Raw genomic sequence first — 20,969 nt, 5'->3', positions numbered from 1 at the left:
CTCAGTGAACTGGTTGAGAAACCCACACAGACAATTAAATTATTTTTTCATCTGACAAAACTGATGCTGGAAGGGGAATTGAACGACAAAGTGAACAAGCCTAATTGAGCTTTTGTGCCAATTGCTGTAGCTAAATTATTTGCATCAATCCCTGCCGGAGCAGGCGAAGCGTTCCTAAGCAAACTGGTTTCTTCTTCCTTATCATCATGAAAAATAGTAGCAAGGATGGTGGTTTCAGTATAATTGACCAGTATCGCTTACAACCATTTCAAAAAAAAATATTTCAATAGTAACACATTAGTAAAACATATTCCTTACTTTGCAACCAGTTTTCATAGGGTACGGATTAAATCGGGGCACTGTTTCAACAGTTAGCCCTTTTTTTATGCCTCAAAAAAATATTTCTCCTTTATCCGGCTTAAAAATCAACCAGTAGAATCCAGTACTGATTTTTGCACTACGTACCACTCCTGTTATAACTGCGTAAGTTTTGGTATCAGTGAAAATCCCAGCTAAACTGTCTTTAGTCAGAAATACTGCTGCACGGGAATTTAGCTGGTAATCACATTGTACATAGGTAACCAGTTTAGTTGAAGGCTTCTCCCGTGGCTTTTGATCTGTAGCTGTCGTTATGACTACATTAAAATTCACAACCTGTTTTCCTGATTGCAGGCTTCTGATTGTACCATCACTTGTTACTCTTGCTGTCATTTCCATGATTGTAAACTTTAGTTGTGTATAAATATCAATCTAATAAAATGCTTCATTCCTTTACCGATAGCGACCAGCTGTAAGCCTAGGGAGGAGAAACAAGGTTTTTTCAAAAAAATACTTCCCCATCAGGAATTTTATTTTTTGCCGAGTGGAGATTTTTTTGGAAACAGGCTGTCAGCCTGAGTGTATGCAAGTGCAGACCTTATTGCGCAGGCAACAGGACAATTATTTGCTGCACGGTCAGCTGAATAAACCATAATAAAAAGCATACAAAGCATTCGGCTGTTACATAATCACTTTTGGACACTCTGAAAAAAGCCTTTTGCAAATTTTATTGTTAAAAAATAGTCAGCCGTCATTTTGGCTAATAAAAGCTGCAAAACGGCAACATGTTCCTTACTGATACACCGGAAATTTGCAGTCCAAATAAACTATACCATAATGCAAAAGACCATTTTTATTACAGGAGCTTCAACAGGTTTGGGGAAGGCTGCTGCACTGTTATTTCAAAGTAAAGGCTGGCAGGTTATCGCCACCATGCGTAATCCGGAAAAAGAAACCACACTGGATAAATTAGACCATGTCATATTGCTGCCGCTGGATGTTACCAATCTGGAGCAAATCAATTCCACCGTTAAAAGTGTAACGGAAAAGTATTCCGTTGATGTAGTACTCAATAATGCAGGATACGGTTTAATAGGTCCCCTGGAGGCATTTAGTGATGAACAAATTCAACGACAGATAGAAACCAACCTGTTGGGTGTGATCAGGGTTTCAAAAGCATTTACTACGTATTTCCGGGAGAAGAAGAATGGCATTTTTATCAATATCACTTCAAAGTTCGGACTGATGGGTTATCCCACCTGTTCCGTTTACAGTGCTACCAAATTTGCAATAGATGGCTTTTCAGAAAGTATGGCTTATGAACTTGCACAGTTTGGGATCCAGGTAAAGCTGATTGCGCCGGGAGGTATGCAAACTGATTTTGCCGGTCGCTCCATTGACTTTGGACAACATGATGCCTATAACCAGCTCACGATAGAGGTAAGCAAAGGTTACAGTGCGGAGAAAATAGCGGAGTATTCGAAAGTAGAAGAGGTGGCACAGGTGGTATATGAAGCCGCTACGGATAACAAAAATCAGCTCCGTTACATTGCCGGAAAAGATACCATAGAAATGTATCAGGAACGCATGGAGAATGGAGTGGAAACGCAGGTTCAAAATATTAAAGCGATGTTCAGCTTTTAAATTTCCCGCAGCCGGGATGCAGGCAAACAGGCAGTCTTAAAATCAAAAGCTGCCAATGCACCATCAGCTGAAATCAGTGTCGCTACAGAACATTTCCTAATTTTGGTAACAGTAAATACTGCATATAAATGAAAAGTCAACCCAAGATATTCCGTTCTATAACTGAACTGCATAAGGCAATGGGTCAGGCAAGGCCTTTGCATCCGCTGATCAGCATTTTAAATTACGGACAGGCCGTGTTTGACCCAACGGATTTTGAACAGGGAATCATTTTAGATTTTTACAAAATATCCTTTAAAACAAATTTCAGTGGCAAGCTACGTTACGGGCAGGGATATTATGATTTTGAGGAGGGAGGAATGTCATTTGTGGCACCGGGACAAATTTTAAAGATGCAGGATGAAGAGGCCAACTACGATGGTATGTCCCTGCATATTCACCCGGATTTTATCCGGCCTTATCCGTTAAATACGACCATCAAACAATACGGTTTTTTTAATTATTCCGCTTCCGAAGCGCTGTACTTGTCAGACAAGGAAAAGGAAACCATACTGGGGGTGTTCCATAAAATCCAGGAGGAACTTGAGGAACGGCTGGATCATTTCAGCCAGGACGTGATCATCGCCCAAATAGAATTACTGCTCCATTACAGCAATCGATTTTACAACCGCCAGTTCATCACCCGTAAGGCAGTAAACCACGATGTGCTGAGTAAACTGGAGTTATTGCTCCATGACTATTTTAATGACGAAGCGTCGATGAAAACAGGACTTCCTACTGTACATTTTGTGGCTGAACAATTGCACCTTTCTCCCCGTTACCTCAGTGATCTGCTGCGTAACCTTACCGGTCAGAATACGCAACAGTTTATTCATGATAAATTAATTGAAAAGGCGAAGGAGTATCTGTCAAAAGACAACCTTACGGTGGCCGAAGTAGCCTATCTGCTTGGCTTTGAACATCCCCAATCCTTTAATAAACTGTTCAAGAAAAAAACCAATTTCACCCCCACTGCATTTAAACAATCATTTCATCACAATTAGAGGTCGGCCAATACTTAAAGCGGCCGGATAATTGACCACCACATTCATCATCAGACACCTGTCAAATCTGAAGGGTAACAGGCAATTAAAATAAATCAAAGATGTCCTACTGCAGTTACATTGACCACATGCAACCGGAAGAAAGAAGACTGTTGCATAAAAATTACCACGATAATCATTATGGCTTTCCTATCCATCAGGATAACGAATTGTTCGGCCGGCTCATCATGGAAATCAACCAGGCAGGTTTAAGCTGGGAAACTATTTTGAAAAAAGAGACTGCTTTTAGAAATGCCTATAGTGATTTCAATATCAGCAAAATCGCAGCTTATACAGAAAAGGACAGGGAAAGGCTTTTAGCCGATTCGGGGATCATCAGAAATAAGTTAAAAGTAACTGCAGCGATTGAAAATGCAAAAGTCATTATTTCCCTGCAAAAAGAATTTGGCTCTTTTGAAAAATGGCTTGACCACCATCATCCGAAAAGCAAGGAAGAATGGGTGCAACTGTTTAAAAAAACATTTCGTTTTACGGGTGGTGAAATTGTAAATGAATTTTTGATGAGCACAGGATACGTAAAGGGTGCGCACAATGAAAGTTGCCCGGTATATAAAAAAATAATGAAAGCAAAGCCCGCCTGGTCGAGCAAATAACTGCATCGGTCTATTGACAGGTTATAATAAGTTACAGGCGATGGTTTGGCTGCGGTCAATCCTGTTTAGAAACCATCAACTGTGATTTTGCCCGGGTAAAAGCCCCCGTCATTATTGGTGGAAGAAGTATCTTATTTGTTCTTCATCAATCCAGATAGGCCTCAATGGTTTTAATAAGGCCGTCATTATTAACGTTGAATTCAAGACCTCCGGTTTCATGGCCAAAATCTCCGGTAAAATCAACAAGTGCGATGGCATGTTGAGGGGTATCGATCTTAAAAGATTCTGCCCTGGTTTGTGTATGGTAATCAATAAAAAAACGTTCGAGATACCTGCGGACACCCGTGGTGTTCCTGAACGTTTCGCCCACAGAGACATCCTTAATCACTGCATCTTTAGCAAAAAGTGTAAGTAATGCATCGATATCAAATTCATTGGCAGCATTTATAAATTGCTTGATTATTGTCTCAATTTGTACTTTTTTCATAGACTTGTTTTAGTTATTAACGGTTCTATTTACCAATCATTTTCATTGAGATGTTCCATAGTCGGTTCGCATTTCCTTTGTCAAGTGCATACATTGCAACTCCCTGATAATTGGCAGGTCGCTTTGTAACAGTTTCAACTTCGTTACAGTTTTCAAAATAGCGTCCACCAACATTATTGAGCAACGGTGAAGTTGCCAGGAGGATTGAAGTTGCTGCCCCTTGTTGTGGCGTTTTATGAAGTTCTGGTGCAGAACGAAGCTTTCCACCAACGTGTTTTTGAAGATTTGTCAATATGGCTCCAGGGTTCAAAGCATTTACAGTAATTCCGTCCTTTAACCAACGTTCAGTCGCACCAACAGCGAATAAAATGCAAGCCGTTTTTGATTGTCCATAGGAAACCAAAGGGTCGTAAGGTCTAAACAAAAAGTTTATGTCGTCAAAGGCAACAGGTGAAAATAGATGTCCACTTGAAGCTACAACTACTATTCTTGCAGAACCTGCACTTTCCAAAGCATCATGTAATCCAACAGACAAGGCAAAGTGCCCCAAATAGTTTGTCATAAATTGCATTTCAATACCGTCTGGCGTTTTTTGCAAATCTGGTATTGCCATTACGCCTGCATTGTTAACCAGTATATCCAGGGCACCTTTCCAATTGTCAACAAAATTATTTATTGAGCCGAGGTTATCTAGGTCAAGTTGAGCAACGTATATTTTATTATTTCCCGTGGTCGAAATTATTTTATCTGCCACCTCTTTTCCGCCTTCAACATTTCTTGCAGCAATGGTTACTTCTGCACCTGCCTTTGCCAAAGTTTTTACGGTTTCTATTCCAATCCCTGATGCACCGCCTGTTACAATGGCTCGTTTATCTGTCAAGTCAATCCCTTGTATAACTTCATCTGCTGTCGAGAGGAAGCCGAAATTTGTCTTTATTAATGTCATTAATAATAGATGTTTAAATTTTGTGGGAATAATTACCGCTAACAGAATATCTTTTACTACCCGAGCATTTTATTACCACACTACATTGTGACAAAAAAGTATTTACATTTTATTTTTGAATATACCCGGTTGCATCACCCCGTGTGTCATTTTATATTTTGCTCACTACATGATAGATCAGGATTCCTCTTTCATAATGATTTAAAATCTGAATACCCATAATAAAGGAAGTACGCATAATGGCTTTACCCTGTCTGACAAAGCGGTAGGTTTCCAGAACTGATACATAAGGCTCGTTTACATAAATTTTTTCCTGGATCCACCATAACCCCTGTTTTGCAAACTGGAAATCACTCGTAAATCCTCTTTCATGTAAATCAATAATTACAGCATGTTTTGCTAATTTTTTTTTCATGACGCAGCAGCATTTAATGCAAATGCTGAAGTCAATTTGAATGCCATTCATTAAGACTTTAAGAGTCATGTACTTATAAAATAAACCTGCATTTAAAAAAATGATATTTCGCGATTAAGCGAAACCAGTGACGAAATGTAGTGATCTGCCAGGCTGTTTTCTAAATACAGCAACCATTTGACTGAATGCAATTGCAGGAGTCGCTGAATATTTTAAATCTCTATCAGATATCGAATCATTCAATTGACGTCATTTGACATTGAACTTTATAACAAAGTAAATTGAGCCTCATTACAAAGTAAAGCAATAAGTTTTAGCAGAGTTTTGCACAAACAAAAACACAGATTATGCAAATAATAGATAAACAATTCATTAATGGAACATTTATTACGCCTCACGGCATACAGCAATTAGAGCTTGAAAATCCTGCCACGGGAGAAATCATCACCAGGGTAACTTTAGCAGATGAAACAGATACACAAAATGCAATAGCCGCTGCTAATGCCGCATTTAAAATCTATTCGCAAGCCAGTTTAGAGACCCGGCGGGATTACCTGCAAAGGATTCATGATAAAATGACTGAAAGGCTGGACCCTTTACTGGAGATTATCAGCAATGAATATGGCGCACCGCAATGGTTTGCCCAATTCGCTTTACAGGATGCTGCGAGATCCTGGTTAGTAGCCAGGGAGCAGGTAAATCCTGAAACATTCCGTTATAATTTAAAAGAAGGTACCGAGGTAATACTGGACCCTGTTGGCGTTGCCGGTTTAATAAGTCCATGGAATATTAGTGTTTGGTTCATGTGCGTAAAAGCATCTACCGCCCTTGCTGCCGGATGCACCGTTGTAATGAAACCAAGTGAACTCAGTGCCCGGCAGAATAATGCAATGGCTGAAATATTCAATGATGCCGGCCTTCCCCCGGGAATAATCAATGTTTTGCAGGGAACAGGCGATGTTGTAGGCAGCGAGATCACCCGTAACCCGGGCATTCATAAAATCTCTTTCACAGGTTCAACAGCTATAGGAAAATTAATTGCCAGGCAAGCCGTAGATAGCATGAAAAGAGTGACCCTGGAATTGGGAGGAAAGTCGCCATCCATAATAATGGACGATGCGCAACTGGAAAATGCCATTCCTTTTGTGTTGCAGGTAGGACTGCAAAATAGCGGGCAATCCTGTACAGCAGGAACACGTATATTGATTCCTGAAAGCAGGGAGGCAGAAATAATTGAAGCGTTAAAGAAAGGGATTGAAGCAATGAAGGTAGGTCCGTCAACAGACCCGGATTCAGCCATCGGTCCGATTGTTTCAAAAAAACAATACGAACGGATTCAGTCCTATATAAAAAAAGGTATAGAAGAAGGAGCGGAATTATTGACCGGAGGTTTGGCGCATCCGGAAGGTTTGGAGAAAGGAAACTTTGTAAAGCCAACCATCTTTGTAAAAGTCGACAACCACATGACCATCGCTGCAGAAGAAATTTTTGGTCCTGTGCTATCAGTTATTACCTATAAAGATGATGCTGACGCCATCCGGATAGCCAACGATTCTGCTTATGGCCTGCATGCCTATATAGCAGGTGCAGATATTAAAAGAGCGAAAGCCATCGCCGAAAAGCTCCAGGCGGGCAGAATCGCTATTAACGGATTTGTAGATGAGCCGAGAGCTCCATTCGGAGGCTTCAAACAATCTGGTATTGGAAGAGAATTTGGCAAGTTCGGCCTGGAAGCTTTTTTGGAACCTAAAGCCATATTTGAAGTTAGAAATTAGTATACTGATGTTTGGTCTTGACTTAAAATTCAGCTGTACTTATGCCAAAAATAATTCCGACGATTTTGTTATTAAAAGTGGATATTCAACATACATTGATGAGCTGTAAATTTTAAAAGTCCGCCGTCAATGGTGGAATTCGCAGGAGGACCAGCTGCAGCCGGAAATTCCATTAGTATTCTCCGGCGCACTTTTCCAGCATTTACCCTATGGCTGGATGATGAACTGGAAAAGAAATAAAAAAGGGGGAATGCATTGAATATTTTGTGCCATTGCTGGCGATACTTTACATTGTTGTGATTAAGGGAAACGGTGTCAGTTGACAAGTGGTTAAAAAGCCAGATTAAAAAAAAGATAGGCAAATCCATTTTTGACCTCAACTGAAATACTCAACTAAGAATAAGCTACTATAAATTATTGAAAACCTAGAATATTTCTACAGGCTTTCAATTTTTTGCTTGCCAATGCAGGATAATTTAATTTAGTGCTATTAATTCCCGGCAGCTTATGCTTGATAATGAACGGAATCAAGATAGTATTCTCTTGGCTTTGAACACTCAAATCATCCGTATACGCGGTAAGGGAGACATGTTGTACCTGGTACGTGACAGTTTAAAGCAATTCCTTTCCTTTGATGACAGTTTTATTTTGAGGTACAACAAAAATAACAGGACTTGCAGACCGTATATTTTTCATGCAGAAAAAGGCAGATCGGGAAATGCAGAATTTGAATACAATGTTAACACTGAATACCCAATAGACAATGACAGTATAACTGATTTGAACACCCCTGTTGTACAAGATGTAGAATCACTTTTTCTCAGCGGTAATAAAAATGTTTCCTTTATTCATCGTACCGGTATAAAGGAATATGTGGTATTGAAACTGGTGGAAGGAAATGAATTAATTGGATTGTTTGTATTGCTGTCTGAAAACAAAAACAACTTTAACAAGGAAGCCATTGAACTTTTGGAAAAGTTATCTTACCCAATCTCTATCGCTACTGCCAATATTATTGCCAATGAAGATATTGTAAAGAGAGAAGAAGAGAAAACAGTACTCCTTTCATTAAGCAAGGAAATTGCGATGTTGAATAACAGGGAAGACCTATTTGAAGTGGTAAATACAAGAATAAAAAAACTGCTGGAGGTCGAGGAATTTGGCATTGTCCAGATTGATGAAGGTGGGGAAACCTACAGTGCATTTATGTTGGATTTTTTGGACCGGACGAAAAGCATCAGGACATATAATGATCTGGCCTCAGCCAGGTACAGTGTTAATGACCCATTATTTACGCTGGTAATGAATAATGAAGACCCCACCCTTCTGGATTTAAAAGAGATGATAAAAAAACCCGGAATGCCAGGGTATATTAAGTTTTGGAAACCTGCAAGGTACAAGTACTATCTGACCGTTCCGCTTCGGGTAGGCCGGGTAAATATAGGCTTCGTAAATTTTCATATCGACAACCCGGAATCCATTGGTGAAAAAAAGAGTCTAATTAAAGGCATATGTGCGCAGCTCGCCGTTGCCGTTTCAAATATACTTGCCAAAGAAAGAATACAGGCCAGGGACGAAGAAAAAAACCTGCTGCTCTCCCTGAGCAATGAAATAGCGGCACTAAAAAACCGCGAAGATTTATCCCGGGTAGTTAACACTAAAATAAAGACCTTGTTTTCTCTGGAAGAATTTGGTATTGCACAAATAGATGAGGGTGGAGAAACCTACAGTGCTTTCACATTAGAGTTTAATTATAAAACAAAACAATTCTCAGACTATACATCCATCACTTCTGCCAGGTACAGTGTTCATGATCCGCTATTTACTCAAGTGATGCTTTCTGAGGATCCGGTTATGTTTGATGTAGCCGAAATTGCCAAACAGCCAGGTATGCCAGACTATGTTGGTTTTTGGAAAAAAGCCGGATTTAAATATTATTTAACTGTGCCACTTCGTGTAGGCGGAACCAGTATTGGGTTTGTAAATTTTCATTGTCAAGATAAAAAAACAATCGACACAAAAAGCATTTTGTTAAAAGGCATTTGTGCTCAATTAGCTGTTGCTGTATCCAACATTTTGGCCAACGAAGAAATTCTGGCAAGGGAGGCTGAAAAAACCAGGCTGCTGGAGTTTAGTAATGCAATGGCTTCAGTAAGCGATAAACAAATGCTGGCTAAAATTCTGAAAAATCAGCTAAACGAACTATTTGGAATTGAAGATTATGTTATCCATGTACTAAGCAAGGACAAAAGGACACATCGTCCAATTTTATTTGACCCTGAAGCCGAATTTGCCCGACACCCCGATTTTCTGAAACTACTGGAGATTGATACAGATGTTAATGACGGAGTGTTCAATACCATCCTTGCTTCCGAAGAGCTGGTTATTTTTAATGTTCAGGATTGGTTCAGATCTGACACGCCTCCTACCTATGCTAACGCCGCAGCGTCTATCAACCTGAGACAAATGGCCGGTGTTTCAATCAGACATGGCCAGGAGAATATAGGAATAATGAACTTTAAAAAGGATGGAATAAGTGACATTAGTATACAACGACCTTTATTTAAAAGTATTTGTTCCCAGATTGCCATAGCCGTATCTAACATTATGGCAAATGAAAAGATACTTGCACGAAACAAGGAAAAAAAACTCCTGCTTTCTTTTAGCAACGAAATTGCGGCGGTACAAAGCCGGAGAGATCTTTTTAAAGTGGTGAATGGAAAAATAAAGCAGTTATTTGCAATTAAACAGTTAGGCTTTTCAAAAATAGACGAAGGGGGAGAAACCTACAGTGCTTTTTTAGTAGATGTCGGTGAACACATAGAGAGCAACCCTGATTTTGCCAAAATGGTTAATGCAAAATTTGACGCACATGAGGCTGTGTTTAAGGAGGTGATGAATTCTGAAGATCCGATCTTGTATGAAGTATCCGATTTAATGAATAGGCCCGAAAAACCAGCATATGTTGATTTTTTAGCTGCAACAGGAATTGAGCGGATAGTATTAGCCCCTTTGCGAGCTGGTGGCGTTAACATAGGAACTGCGCAGTTAATACTTGAGAATGGTGCTGCGTTCGATATAAAGAGTAACCTGCTTAAGGGAATTTGTTCGCAATTGGCTGTAGCGATTTCAAATATCCTGGCGGCTGAGAAAATTCGTGAAAGCGCCAGCGAAAAGACAAAACTGTTGGAATTAAGCAATGCCATCGCCTCCATTCATGACAAGTTGAGTTTTCTTCAACTCATTAATACTAAACTGACAAAGCTTTTTTCGTTTTCACACGCCATGATAGCTTGTATAAATGAAGACAAAGAAACGTGCATTACCTATTTACTGGAGCCACAGGGAGAAAGCCCGGGAAACTGGGACTATAAAGAAGTTATTGTCGCCAACATACCACTCAAGAACGGCGTGTACGAATTAGCGGCAGAGGGTTTTGTAATTGTAGACCTGGAAAGATTCAGTGAAGCACCGGATTTCATAAAAAGAAACTATGCCATTGGAAGCGTTGAAATGCTACTTGCACCATTGAAAGAGGATAAAAATACTATTGGTTTTTTTATGTTTTTTGCAAAAGTGAAAAATGGATTTGATGCTAACCAACTGAATATTTTATCCGCCGTTTCTCACCAGCTTTCTATAGCAGCAGCAAATATTGTTGCCAACGAAAAAATTCAAAAACAATTAGAAGAAATAAAAAGGTATAAACAACGACTGGAAGAAGAGAATTTATACCTGCAACAGGAGATCGAAACATCAAATAACCATAGCGATATTGTCGGTACAAGTGCCGCAATTAAAACTGTATTCAGGCTTGTATCGCAGGTTGCCTCTTCGGATAGCACTGTTTTGTTGTTAGGTGAAACGGGCACAGGAAAGGAACTTATTGCAAGGGCCATTCATAATGCATCGCCACGGAAGAATAAATTAATGATTAAAATTAACTGTGCTGCGCTGCCAGCTAATTTAATTGAGAGTGAATTGTTTGGTCATGAAAGAGGAAGTTTTACCGGGGCATTTGAAAGAAGGATCGGAAAATTTGAATTGGCTAATAATGGTACTTTATTCCTGGATGAGATTGGAGAAATGCCATTAGAGTTACAGGTAAAATTATTAAGAGCGCTGCAAGAAAAAGAAATAGAACGTATTGGAGGTAAAACCACCATCAAAACCGACGTACGCATCATTGCAGCTACTAACCGTGACCTTGAAAAATTGATGGAAGAAGGCAAATTCAGAAGCGATCTGTTTTACAGGCTAAATATATTTCCGATTCAACTTCCGCCACTCAGAAAAAGACGTGAAGATATCCCACAACTGGCATCGCATTTTACCATGCGGTTTTCAAAAAAAGCAGGAAAGAAAATAACAAATTTCAGCAATAAGGCGCTGGAACAATTACAGCAGTATGATTGGCCCGGTAATATCAGGGAACTGGAACATTTGATCGAGCGAAGCGTACTGCTTACTACTGGTGATACGATTAAAGAGGTAGATCTTCCAAATAAAAAATCCAGGGCGGTAACTGAGTCAGGATCAGAAAGTTTTAAAATCCAGACGATCTTTGAAAATGAGAAAGAATATATTCTAAAAATTCTTCAACATGTCAATGGTAGAATTGCTGGTGAAGGTGGAGCTGCAGAGATCCTGGGAATTCCTCCCAGCACACTGAATTCCCGAATCAAAAAATTGGGCATCCGCAGAGAGCACAGAGGCTGACCACTACCTGATCACCACATTGCTATGCAGAAGCTAATTGCAGCCGGTATTCTGAAGGAGAATGTCCGAACTCAGATTTAAATAACCTGGAGAAATGAGCAATATTTTCAAATCCCAGGGTATAACAAATATCAGTTACAGTCATTTTCGTAGTCACTAAAAATTCCTTGGCTTTCCTTAATCTCCTTTCACGTATCCATTGCGAAGGAGGCATATTATAAGTCGAAATAAAGTCTCTTCTAAAGCTTGATAAACTTCTTCCACACAGGCTGGCAAGTTGATTGATTGACAGCGGATTCAACAAATTATCTTCCACCACAGTGGTGATATTGGGGCGGTAACTTTTTTTAAGATTAAGCAAAAGATCCAGCATTTGTGTATTGGTACTGGCCAGGCAGAACAATAATTCCAGCAGCTTAATGCGCAGCAGGCTGCCTTCAATTTTAGCGGCATCTCCAATATAAGGAGTAAGAGAATTGATGTATACCTGCAGGTGGCTATTCAGTAAACTTACAAATATTTCTGAGGCCTCATCATTGATGATCTGAGATAACCGGGTAATTTTAGTAAACTCTTTAATTAATTCATGACTGATTAGAAAAACAATAAATTCAACTTTACCCCCTTTCTGCTGATCCGTTTCTGCACGAAAATCCACCATCAGATTATTCTTAAGAAATGCCATCTGATTTTTACCAACTGCATAGCTCGATTTTCCATAATTCAAATTAAGCTTTCCATTTACTGTTACCAGTAAAATATTATCATCGCAAAACACCCGGTCCGACTGGCCTTGATCGAAGCTGTAATGCCTCACTGCCGCTTCTCCGTGAAAAGCAGTACCATTTATACCGAAGTTAAAAAGACCGGCTCCAGCGCCGCACTGCCTGAACGATTCCTGTTGTAACATAATTGAGTTTTAATGGTTCAATAGTTCCTGAATACCCACAACAAATTCATAACTAAAATGCGTTATTGCAATCGTTGAAAAAGCTGAGGGTCCAAATGACCGCATAGTAATTTCAAACCAGATGCCAGGTTATAAAATGTTGATTATCTGTTAGATATATAAAACGAAAGAGATTTTAAATAGCGATATTTCGCCATTTCACTATTCAGTGGTTAAATATCGAAAGAGGAGAATCGCAAACAAAGCTGGATGATGCTTGTTGAAGAGGATGAGTATTGGAGAGTAAAAAAATGGAGCAATGTATAATAGCAAAACCGGATGTCATTTCCTGACATCCGATAAAAATTTTATTGTGATTGACCGACTTCAAAGCATTTACTCAATGTCCGCTAAGATGCGCCCTTATCATCCAGGCCATTTTTTCATGCTTTTCCAGTAATTGAACTGCAAAATCGCTGCTTCCCACGTCTTTGTGTTTATCTGCAAAAAGTGTAATCAGCCTACGCAGATTATTTATTATTGTTTCGTGTGAACCCAACAGATTTTTTAACTGATCATTCTGGGAATTAGTGAACGGTTGCTCTATCAGGCTGGTCAACTTCAGGTAATCTTCCAGTCTTCCTTCAGCATAAAAGCCAATGGTGCGGATCCTTTCAGCAATATCGTCAATCATATCATTTATCTCATTCACCTGCCTCTCGTAAAACTGATGCATTTCGCTAAAATTTGAGCCTTCAATATTCCAGTGATAGTTTCTTGATTTAGTGTACAAAATGAACTCGTCTGACAGTAATTTATTCAATTCACTACTAATTACCTGTAAATGGTTTTCCGGGATGCCAAGATTTGGTTTCATATTTTTCTATTGATGCTGCTTGTTAAAAGATGATGAAGTTTTTAGGAATAGCAAATAATTCCTGGCAAGGTAAAATGAAGCTCCTGCAATGACTTTACTATTTCATTATTTTATGTTGATTTTTTGATTCAGCCTGTTGACTGCTTTTTAACCATTGCGAAAGCGGGTGATCAACTTTGGTGAATCTTCATGTTAATGAAAATGACTGCCACAGTCAAATACGCCTCATTCATAATCGCCAATTTTGTAGACGGAATTTATCCTTGGGGGTGCAATGGTAACAGAGATACAAAAAGCAACCCAGTAATGGCAGCCAGGCAATATAAAAAATTACATTCAACACTATGGTTCGTTTTAATAACAGTATCCCAATTCGGGAAGTAAAGTGATCATAAAATCTTCTGGTAGAATTATTATTGGCTATAGATAAACTAATTAATTTATGTCAAATTTAAAAAAGGTCTGGTTAATAACAGGATGTTCACGTGGCATTGGACGTTCACTTTCAGAGGCTGTACTTGCTGCAGGTAACGAGCTCGTGGCAACGGCAAGAAATCCTGAACAAATTAAAGATCTGGCAGAACGTTTTGGAGACAAAGTAAGAGTATGTGCACTTGATGTAAAGAGCGAAACAGATGCCGAATCTGCGGTTAAAACAGCCATTGGTGCATTCGGACGATTAGATGTATTGGTAAATAACGCAGGCTATGGTAATATCAATTCGATTGAAGAAACCACCATCGCTGAATTTCGTGCTGAAATTGAAACCAATTTGTTCGGTACTATCATCGTTACTAAAGCTGTCCTTCCTTTTATGCGTAAACAAAGGTCCGGACATATCATTCAATTCTCTTCTGTGGGTGGCCGCATAGGGCCAATAGGAAGAGGACCCTATGCTGCTGCAAAATGGGGAGTGGAGGGATTTTCTGAAGTACTTTCAAAAGAAGTTACACCACTAGGTATCAAGGTTACAATAATTGAACCGGGAGGTTTCCGTACAGATTTTGCCGGTAAATCTGCTATCATAAAAGAAGGTTTAGCAGATTACGAAAATACAGTTGGCCGAACAGCCCGGTTTCAGCATGACTATAATGGCAAACAACCCGGCGACCCGGCTAAAGCTGCCAATATTATACTCCAGATTACGCAGATGGAACAACCGCCCTTGCGATTATTACTCGGTAGTGATGCAGTGAATGCAGCAGAACAAAATGACCTGGTTAAAATGGAAGCTGATAAAAAATGGCGACACCTTAGTACTTCTACAGATATTAATTAAATGTAAAAACCAGCATCCTAGTGAATTTTGACACCAGGGAATATTATAAAACGAAAGATGAAACAAGCTATTAACGTACCCATAATTTTAAATATAGTTAAAACCATCGGAGATGAGTTTGCCATGGATTTTAAGAAAGAAAGAATACCTGCAGGTTCATCCCAATTTCTCCTGTTATTTAATACAATCGAACAAAAATGCCTGAGTTATATGAAGGATACTATTTACAAATATTATCCCGGAATTCCCTGGGTTGAAGATGAATTGAATTTCGAAAAACAAAAAAAAGCAAATGATTTACCTGACTATTGGATTTGTGATACAATGGATGGTGCAGTACAGTATATGCAGCATTTGCCGGGTTGGACAATCAATCTGGTGCTGATCAGAAACGGTCAACCGAATCTGGCGATAATATACGACCCAATACATAAGGAAATGTTTTGGGCAGAAAAAGACCAGGGTGCGTTTTTGAATAATGTCAAGTTAAAAATAGCTCAAAAAACAGAGTCGAAGTACATGCTGACTTCTTTCAATCACCCTCCTTTACAAAACAGTGTGGATGGTTTAAATGAAAAAACAGGAGCGCTTATAGTAAGATTATTGAATGAATATGGTGCAGTTAGAAATTACGGCCCCTGCGGATTACAGATTGCGAATGTAGGCGCAGGAAGAATCGATCTGTTTTGCCAGGAGGGTTTAGATACCTACAACTGGATTGCCGGAATATTAATAGCAAAAGAAGCAGGAGCAGCCGTATTAAATATAAATGGCGATGCGTGGCAATGGGGTGACAATAGTTTATTGGTAGGCTACTCTCCTGTATTATTAAAGTTGGTAAACACTTTAAGAGAACAAGATTAAAAATAAATAAAAAAGAAAAAAATGATAGAAAAAAATCAAATAACCGGCGCTTATCAAATGAGTGATGAAAGAGCAATTCAACAGGTACTTGCGAAATATGTCAGAGCAGCAGATGCACTTGACGGGGCATCTTTAAGCAGTCTTTTTACTGAGGATGGTAAAGTTGAAATCTATTCTTTCAACAGCGGAAATCCTGTACGATTATTTGTGTTAACAGGCAAAGAAGAAATTGCAAATGCCATTTCCAACCTGATGAAACCGCATCCTGTAAGAGGCTGGAGTCATCACACAACACACGATCACATCATTTCAGTACATGGTGAAGTGGCTTTTATGGATGCTCAATTTATCAGGTTCGACTGCGTTGGTGCCGGTAAGCCTGAAGGCGGCTGGCCGGCAGGAACACTTGGTTTGATGGGTACAATAACTCCGACTGAATCCGGTTATTACAAACCTTCTCTAATTAAAACAAATGGGGAATGGAAGATTACCACTCACAGAATTTACCACGATATGACTTTCGTAATTCCCGGACAATAAAGTCAGCAAGCCATTTGTACCGAATCCCTGAAGCTGTTCCTTTTTACGGAACTGTCGCAGGGATTTTTTATTAGCGAATAATCGTAATGATAATTATCGTGGTATTGGTAGAAAGCTGATGCACCCGTTGCTCATCACTTCAGTAGTCTTTGTTTCTTCGGACAAATATCAAAGCAAATAACAAACAGCCTTCCATTTTCTACAAGGCCAGCTTAAATAGGATTCCCACTGTTTCCTGTAGACTGTCTCCAGGATGATTTTACTTTCGCTCATTAGGCGGAACCAATGTAAAAATTGAATAGCAATATTAGATGAAGTTGAAAGGAGGAAAAATGAGTAATCCGGTTTTGTAAAACAAATGCTGCGCTTAAACTTTCCCATAACCAAAACTATCCAGGTATCCAGGTATCCAGAATAATTCAATTGACATAGTATAAATATCATACAAAAAAATCCCTTAAAATTATACATGACCTGTGACTGTTTTGAAAAAATCCAATGCACCGGAAAGAGGGCTGTAAAACTGAAAACAAAAATGCAATATTCATAAAATAACGCTTTTATATAGTTGCTGTATTGTGCCTCTTGCAAGGAATCCCCTTCATAGATTAATGCACATTTTAAGACCAACAAACTGAACTAAAAAATCAAAAAGTTTGAATATTACGGAAAAATGAAAGCCAACAGTACAGCTGATCTTTACATGGGAAAGAAAACAATAGCAACCGGATAATATGTTTAAGGTATTCTGCCGCAAAACATCAGTGCCTGAGCTGGCACATATTTATAAGTAGATAAAAAATAAATCACCAATTATGAAAAAGTACATGATACTGGCAGGTGCACTGTGTGCAATGGGTTGCACCAATGGCCAACCGTCAAATTCCAAACAACAAAACAACACCGAAATGAAAAATGAAATTGCAGTTGCTGACTATGCAGCCGATCCTTTACTTGACAGTAAAACAAAAGCATTTTTAAAAGCCCTGAATACAAGTGGAGGAAAACCGTTGGAAACTTTAAGTCCAGAGGAGGCCAGGAAAGTGCTGGTTAATGCACAGGCTTCAGTTAAGGTTGATCTTTCAGGTATCGATGAATCCGAAAAAACCATTACTGCTGACGGACATACCATTAAACTGAATATAGTGCGTCCTGCAGGTGTAAAAGGCATCCTGCCGGTATTTATATTTCTCCATGGCGGTGGATGGGTACTGGGAGATTATCCCACCCACAAAAGAATGGTAAGAGACCTTACCGCACTCACTGGTTATTCAGGCGTCTTTATAAACTATACCCCTACTCCGGATGCCAAATATCCCACACAGGTAAATGAGATTTATGCTGCCACAAAATGGGTGGCCGAACATGGTGCAGAAATAAATGTAGACGGTAAAAACATGGCAATTGTCGGCAATAGTGTGGGAGGAAATATGAGTGCAGTAACCGCCATCAAGGCAAAGGAAAACAATGGCCCGGCCATCAAAGTACAAATACTGATGTGGCCGATAGTCGATGCAGACTTTGAGACCGCGTCGTACAAACAATTTGGTAAAGACCGTTTCCTCACTACTTCTGTGATGAAATGGATGTACGACATGTATACCACAGATCCCAAGCAACGCAAAGAAATCTATGCCTCTCCCCTGCAGGCTACAATTGAACAATTAAAAGGCTTACCACCTGCGCTGATACAGGTAGCAGGCAATGATGTATTGCGTGATGAAGGGGAAGCCTATGGGAGGAAATTAGATGAGGCAGGTGTACCCGTAACTGTTGTACGTTACAATGGCACTATTCATGACTTTGGCCTGCTCAATGGCCTGGCTGATTTGCCCGCAACACAATCTGCATTTATCCAGGCGGCGGCGGAATTGAAGAAATACCTGAAATAAAGCGTTGTTAGCAAGGTATCAACCACCATGCCCGCTAAAATCAACGTCCGATTCTTGTTGGATCACCTGATAAAGGGCGTGATAAAACACCTTTTAATCCAAAATATAATCATCATCATTTTCACAAACTACCGTTATGGGTAACAATAATAAATTAATGAAAGCGGCTATTTTAGAAGCACATGAAAGCTCCTTTAAAGTGTCGGAATTAGAGCGTCCATCCGTAGGAGATAGCCAGGTTCTTGTGCGTATTAAAGCAAGCGGAACAAATCCTCTGGATGTAAAAATCAGCAGCGGCAATGCTCCTCATGCCAAAGTCAAATTACCCGCCATACTGGGGATAGATTTAGCGGGCATTGTGGAATCAGTAGGACATGGTGTTTCCAATTTTAAAGTTGGGGATGAAGTCTTTGGAATGACAGGGGGGATTGGCAATGTGCCTGGATCTCTGGCAGAATATGCTGTTGTAGACGCCGACCTCATTGCCAGGAAACCCACCAATTTTACAATGAAAGAGGCTGCTGCCACCCCTCTGGTATTTATTACCGCATGGGAGGGATTAGTAGATCGGGCAAAAATTAAACCAGGGCAAAAGGTACTGATACACGGTGGAGCCGGAGGTGTTGGCCATATGGCTGTCCAGATTGCAATGGCTTTCGGAGCAGAAGTTTTCACCACTATTGCAGCAGAACAGGAAAAAACAATTGCCCATTTCGGAGCAACGACCATAAACTACGAGACTCTTGCCGTTGAACAATATGTGGAAGCATTAACGGGTGGCGAAGGTTTTGATATCGTTTATGATACAGTGGGGGGAACCACACTAGATAATTCTTTTCATGCGGTAAAAAAATATACCGGCCATGTGGTGAGCTGTCTTGGATGGGGCACCCATAAACTTGCCCCACTCTCCTTCAGGGCTGCCACTTATTCAGGGGTCTTTACCTTACTTCCACTTTTAACAGGAATCGGGAGAGCGCATCACGGAGAAATCTTACGGGAGGCAACAAAGCTTGCCGAGGAAGGAAAATTGAAAGTGCTCGTTGACCCCAGAAATTTTACGATGGAAGAAATTGAAGAAGCACATGGGGTGCTGAAAAACGGAAAGAACCTTGGTAAAATTGTAATTGATATTGACTGAATCAACCTAGATCCAATTTCAGGTTAATAGCAGCCAAATAAAAGTAAACATCAAATTAATCACTAAAAAAATATACTATGCCTTTTGTAAAAGTTACGTTGGTAGAAGGAGTATTTACCACCGAAGAAAAACATGCTCTTGCAGCAGCACTCACTGATGTTATGGTAAAATTCGAGGGATCAGAAGCCTTCCGGGAAGTAGTCTGGGTTTTAATTGAAGAACTCCATACAGACGGATGGCATATCGGAGGCCGGCCATTCCAGGGGCCAAAGTCACTGGAAGACACTTTAAGGCGCTCAGCGTCTGTTGTAGAAATGCTGAATGGTCACCCTGTCACCCGTCCGGAATGGGCTGCAGCGGTTCCGGTGAATGAAAAAAAATAATTCCACCATTACTGCGTCTATGCGGCAGCAGAGAAAGACCTTATTTATAGAACTTCCTTTTGTATTGGAGGTGGAGACAAATAGCTACAGGATAAGCAGCAGCGCACTACAATGATTTCATAAAGATGTGAAAATTAATGATCAGATTATGAATAAAGAACAAACAAATAAAATTTCACGTGTTGGCTTTTTACGCAGCGTTGGTATCATTACAGCGGGAACCATTCTTATGCCCAGGAGCCTGTTTGCACAAAACAGCCCGGTCATTACTATAAAAAACGAAGCCGCAAAAGCCAGCATTTCTGTTCAATCCCTTAGGGGGAATATTTACCTGTTGCAAGGTTCAGGCGGAAACATTGCAGTATTTAATGGGCCGGAAGGAATATTAATGGTGGATGGAGGAATCGCTGTATCCCGGAAGAAAATAGCTGCTGCTATTAAAGGCATCAGTACTAAGCCGATAAAATATCTGATCAACACCCATTGGCATTTCGATCATGCGGAAGGCAACGAATGGATTCATAAAACAGGGGCAACGATTATTGCTCACGAGAACACAAAAAAGAATCTGGGAAGCAAGATTACTGTCAAGGACTGGAATTACACCTTCCCTCCTGCACCAAAGGAGGCACTTCCCACCATCATTTTCCGGGATGAACACAAACTGAAATTTAATGGTACAGAAATTCAAATGAAGTATTACAAACCTTCCCATACGGATTGTGACATTTCTGTTTATTTCCCCGGGGCAGACATTCTTCATGTGGGTGATACCTGGTGGAATGCACATTATCCTTTTATTGATCATGATAGTGGCGGAACCATTGATGGCATGATTGAAGCCTCAAATTATAATCTTAGTGTTACAACAGACAAAACAATGATTATCCCCGGTCATGGTGCCGTCGGTAACCGCAACCAGTTACTCCAATTCAGGGATATGCTGGTTGCAGTCAGGGAAAAAGTAGGAGCATTAAAAAAAGATGGAAGAACCATGCAGGAAACTGTTGATGCAAAACCTACCGCTGCATTTGATGCCCAATACGGAAATTTTGTTCTGAATGGAGCTTTTTTCACCAAGCTTGTTTATGCGGATGTGTAACG

At 39.9% G+C, this 20,969-nt stretch carries 18 protein-coding genes; 12 read left to right on the top strand and 6 right to left on the bottom strand.

What is annotated here, in order from left to right; genetic code table 11:
• Nucleotides 1–390: 390 nt before the first annotated feature.
• Nucleotides 391–711, bottom strand: coding sequence for a hypothetical protein (locus QWZ08_RS01215; protein ID WP_290335339.1), 321 nt, complete (start codon nt 709–711; stop codon nt 391–393).
• A gap of 444 nt (nt 712–1,155) precedes the next feature.
• Here QWZ08_RS01215 and QWZ08_RS01210 point away from each other — a divergent pair, with 444 nt between their 5' ends.
• From QWZ08_RS01210 to QWZ08_RS01200, 3 genes are all read left to right on the top strand, one after another.
• Nucleotides 1,156–1,962, top strand: a complete 807-nt coding sequence (locus tag QWZ08_RS01210) for an SDR family oxidoreductase (RefSeq protein ID WP_290335338.1) — start codon at nt 1,156–1,158, stop codon at nt 1,960–1,962.
• A 128-nt stretch (nt 1,963–2,090) separates the two neighbouring features.
• A complete protein-coding gene (locus QWZ08_RS01205; RefSeq protein ID WP_290335337.1) occupies nt 2,091–3,005 on the top strand; it encodes a helix-turn-helix domain-containing protein in 915 nt (304 codons plus the stop codon).
• 101 nt (nt 3,006–3,106) lie between these two features.
• The gene (locus QWZ08_RS01200) at nt 3,107–3,658 is read left to right on the top strand and encodes a DNA-3-methyladenine glycosylase I (RefSeq protein WP_290335336.1); all 552 of its coding nucleotides are present in this window, start codon (nt 3,107–3,109) and stop codon (nt 3,656–3,658) included.
• Between the two features lie 145 nt (nt 3,659–3,803).
• On the opposite strand, the gene QWZ08_RS01195 is transcribed toward QWZ08_RS01200, so the two are convergent.
• The 3 genes from QWZ08_RS01195 to QWZ08_RS01185 all read right to left on the bottom strand — a co-directional run bounded on the left by QWZ08_RS01195 (nt 3,804) and on the right by QWZ08_RS01185 (nt 5,506).
• On the bottom strand, nt 3,804–4,145 hold the full coding sequence (locus QWZ08_RS01195; protein WP_290335335.1) for a nuclear transport factor 2 family protein: 342 nt from the start codon (nt 4,143–4,145) through the stop codon (nt 3,804–3,806).
• A 25-nt stretch (nt 4,146–4,170) separates the two neighbouring features.
• Nucleotides 4,171–5,091: an SDR family NAD(P)-dependent oxidoreductase gene (locus QWZ08_RS01190; protein WP_290335334.1), complete on the bottom strand. Its 921-nt coding sequence runs from the start codon at nt 5,089–5,091 to the stop codon at nt 4,171–4,173.
• Between the two features lie 151 nt (nt 5,092–5,242).
• Nucleotides 5,243–5,506: a hypothetical protein gene (locus QWZ08_RS01185; protein WP_290335332.1), complete on the bottom strand. Its 264-nt coding sequence runs from the start codon at nt 5,504–5,506 to the stop codon at nt 5,243–5,245.
• Between the two features lie 347 nt (nt 5,507–5,853).
• Between QWZ08_RS01185 and QWZ08_RS01180 the strand changes: the two genes are divergently transcribed.
• Entirely contained in the window at nt 5,854–7,281 is a 1,428-nt protein-coding gene (locus QWZ08_RS01180; protein WP_290335331.1) for an aldehyde dehydrogenase family protein, read from the top strand.
• Nucleotides 7,282–7,830: 549 nt separating this feature from the next.
• Nucleotides 7,831–12,000, top strand: coding sequence for a sigma 54-interacting transcriptional regulator (locus tag QWZ08_RS01175; RefSeq protein ID WP_290335330.1), 4,170 nt, complete (start codon nt 7,831–7,833; stop codon nt 11,998–12,000).
• A 22-nt stretch (nt 12,001–12,022) separates the two neighbouring features.
• Here QWZ08_RS01175 and QWZ08_RS01170 read toward each other — a convergent pair whose 3' ends face one another.
• Nucleotides 12,023–12,910 (bottom strand): helix-turn-helix domain-containing protein, encoded by an 888-nt coding sequence (locus QWZ08_RS01170; RefSeq protein WP_290335328.1) that lies wholly within the window; start codon nt 12,908–12,910, stop codon nt 12,023–12,025.
• 379 nt (nt 12,911–13,289) lie between these two features.
• Nucleotides 13,290–13,766 (bottom strand): Dps family protein, encoded by a 477-nt coding sequence (locus QWZ08_RS01165; RefSeq protein WP_290335327.1) that lies wholly within the window; start codon nt 13,764–13,766, stop codon nt 13,290–13,292.
• Between the two features lie 442 nt (nt 13,767–14,208).
• On the opposite strand from QWZ08_RS01165, the gene QWZ08_RS01160 reads away from it, so the two are divergent.
• The 7 genes from QWZ08_RS01160 to QWZ08_RS01130 all read left to right on the top strand — a co-directional run bounded on the left by QWZ08_RS01160 (nt 14,209) and on the right by QWZ08_RS01130 (nt 20,967).
• Nucleotides 14,209–15,045 carry an oxidoreductase gene (locus QWZ08_RS01160; RefSeq protein ID WP_290335326.1) on the top strand — a complete coding sequence of 279 codons (837 nt, stop codon included), beginning with the start codon at nt 14,209–14,211 and terminating at the stop codon, nt 15,043–15,045.
• 57 nt (nt 15,046–15,102) lie between these two features.
• A complete protein-coding gene (locus QWZ08_RS01155) occupies nt 15,103–15,909 on the top strand; it encodes an inositol monophosphatase family protein (RefSeq protein ID WP_290335325.1) in 807 nt (268 codons plus the stop codon).
• Between the two features lie 21 nt (nt 15,910–15,930).
• Nucleotides 15,931–16,449, top strand: a complete 519-nt coding sequence (locus tag QWZ08_RS01150) for a nuclear transport factor 2 family protein (protein WP_290335324.1) — start codon at nt 15,931–15,933, stop codon at nt 16,447–16,449.
• Nucleotides 16,450–17,264: 815 nt separating this feature from the next.
• A complete protein-coding gene (locus QWZ08_RS01145) occupies nt 17,265–18,341 on the top strand; it encodes an alpha/beta hydrolase (protein WP_290335323.1) in 1,077 nt (358 codons plus the stop codon).
• Nucleotides 18,342–18,477: 136 nt separating this feature from the next.
• On the top strand, nt 18,478–19,482 hold the full coding sequence (locus tag QWZ08_RS01140) for a zinc-dependent alcohol dehydrogenase family protein (RefSeq protein ID WP_290335322.1): 1,005 nt from the start codon (nt 18,478–18,480) through the stop codon (nt 19,480–19,482).
• A 77-nt stretch (nt 19,483–19,559) separates the two neighbouring features.
• Nucleotides 19,560–19,865 (top strand): tautomerase family protein, encoded by a 306-nt coding sequence (locus QWZ08_RS01135; protein ID WP_290335320.1) that lies wholly within the window; start codon nt 19,560–19,562, stop codon nt 19,863–19,865.
• A 148-nt stretch (nt 19,866–20,013) separates the two neighbouring features.
• A complete protein-coding gene (locus QWZ08_RS01130; protein ID WP_290335319.1) occupies nt 20,014–20,967 on the top strand; it encodes an MBL fold metallo-hydrolase in 954 nt (317 codons plus the stop codon).
• Nucleotides 20,968–20,969: the final 2 nt, after the last annotated feature.

This window comes from Ferruginibacter paludis, from assembly GCF_030409685.1.
Classification (GTDB): domain Bacteria; phylum Bacteroidota; class Bacteroidia; order Chitinophagales; family Chitinophagaceae; genus Ferruginibacter; species Ferruginibacter paludis.
The sequence above is the reverse complement of the archived record's forward strand: the minus strand, read 5'-3'. Positions and strand labels throughout refer to the sequence as shown.

Bases quoted from the DNA above. Each gene is read 5' to 3' on its own strand.
- QWZ08_RS01145 (WP_290335323.1), top strand. From the start codon at position 17,265: ATGAAAAAGTACATGATACTGGCAGGTGCACTGTGTGCAATGGGTTGC.
- QWZ08_RS01205 (WP_290335337.1), top strand. From the start codon at position 2,091: ATGAAAAGTCAACCCAAGATATTCCGTTCTATAACTGAACTGCATAAG.
- QWZ08_RS01200 (WP_290335336.1), top strand. From the start codon at position 3,107: ATGTCCTACTGCAGTTACATTGACCACATGCAACCGGAAGAAAGAAGA.
- QWZ08_RS01185 (WP_290335332.1), bottom strand. From the start codon at position 5,506: ATGAAAAAAAAATTAGCAAAACATGCTGTAATTATTGATTTACATGAA.
- QWZ08_RS01160 (WP_290335326.1), top strand. From the start codon at position 14,209: ATGTCAAATTTAAAAAAGGTCTGGTTAATAACAGGATGTTCACGTGGC.
- QWZ08_RS01135 (WP_290335320.1), top strand. From the start codon at position 19,560: ATGCCTTTTGTAAAAGTTACGTTGGTAGAAGGAGTATTTACCACCGAA.
- QWZ08_RS01215 (WP_290335339.1), bottom strand. From the start codon at position 711: ATGACAGCAAGAGTAACAAGTGATGGTACAATCAGAAGCCTGCAATCA.
- QWZ08_RS01130 (WP_290335319.1), top strand. From the start codon at position 20,014: ATGAATAAAGAACAAACAAATAAAATTTCACGTGTTGGCTTTTTACGC.
- QWZ08_RS01210 (WP_290335338.1), top strand. From the start codon at position 1,156: ATGCAAAAGACCATTTTTATTACAGGAGCTTCAACAGGTTTGGGGAAG.
- QWZ08_RS01190 (WP_290335334.1), bottom strand. From the start codon at position 5,091: ATGACATTAATAAAGACAAATTTCGGCTTCCTCTCGACAGCAGATGAA.
- QWZ08_RS01155 (WP_290335325.1), top strand. From the start codon at position 15,103: ATGAAACAAGCTATTAACGTACCCATAATTTTAAATATAGTTAAAACC.
- QWZ08_RS01140 (WP_290335322.1), top strand. From the start codon at position 18,478: ATGGGTAACAATAATAAATTAATGAAAGCGGCTATTTTAGAAGCACAT.
- QWZ08_RS01170 (WP_290335328.1), bottom strand. From the start codon at position 12,910: ATGTTACAACAGGAATCGTTCAGGCAGTGCGGCGCTGGAGCCGGTCTT.
- QWZ08_RS01195 (WP_290335335.1), bottom strand. From the start codon at position 4,145: ATGAAAAAAGTACAAATTGAGACAATAATCAAGCAATTTATAAATGCT.
- QWZ08_RS01180 (WP_290335331.1), top strand. From the start codon at position 5,854: ATGCAAATAATAGATAAACAATTCATTAATGGAACATTTATTACGCCT.
- QWZ08_RS01165 (WP_290335327.1), bottom strand. From the start codon at position 13,766: ATGAAACCAAATCTTGGCATCCCGGAAAACCATTTACAGGTAATTAGT.
- QWZ08_RS01150 (WP_290335324.1), top strand. From the start codon at position 15,931: ATGATAGAAAAAAATCAAATAACCGGCGCTTATCAAATGAGTGATGAA.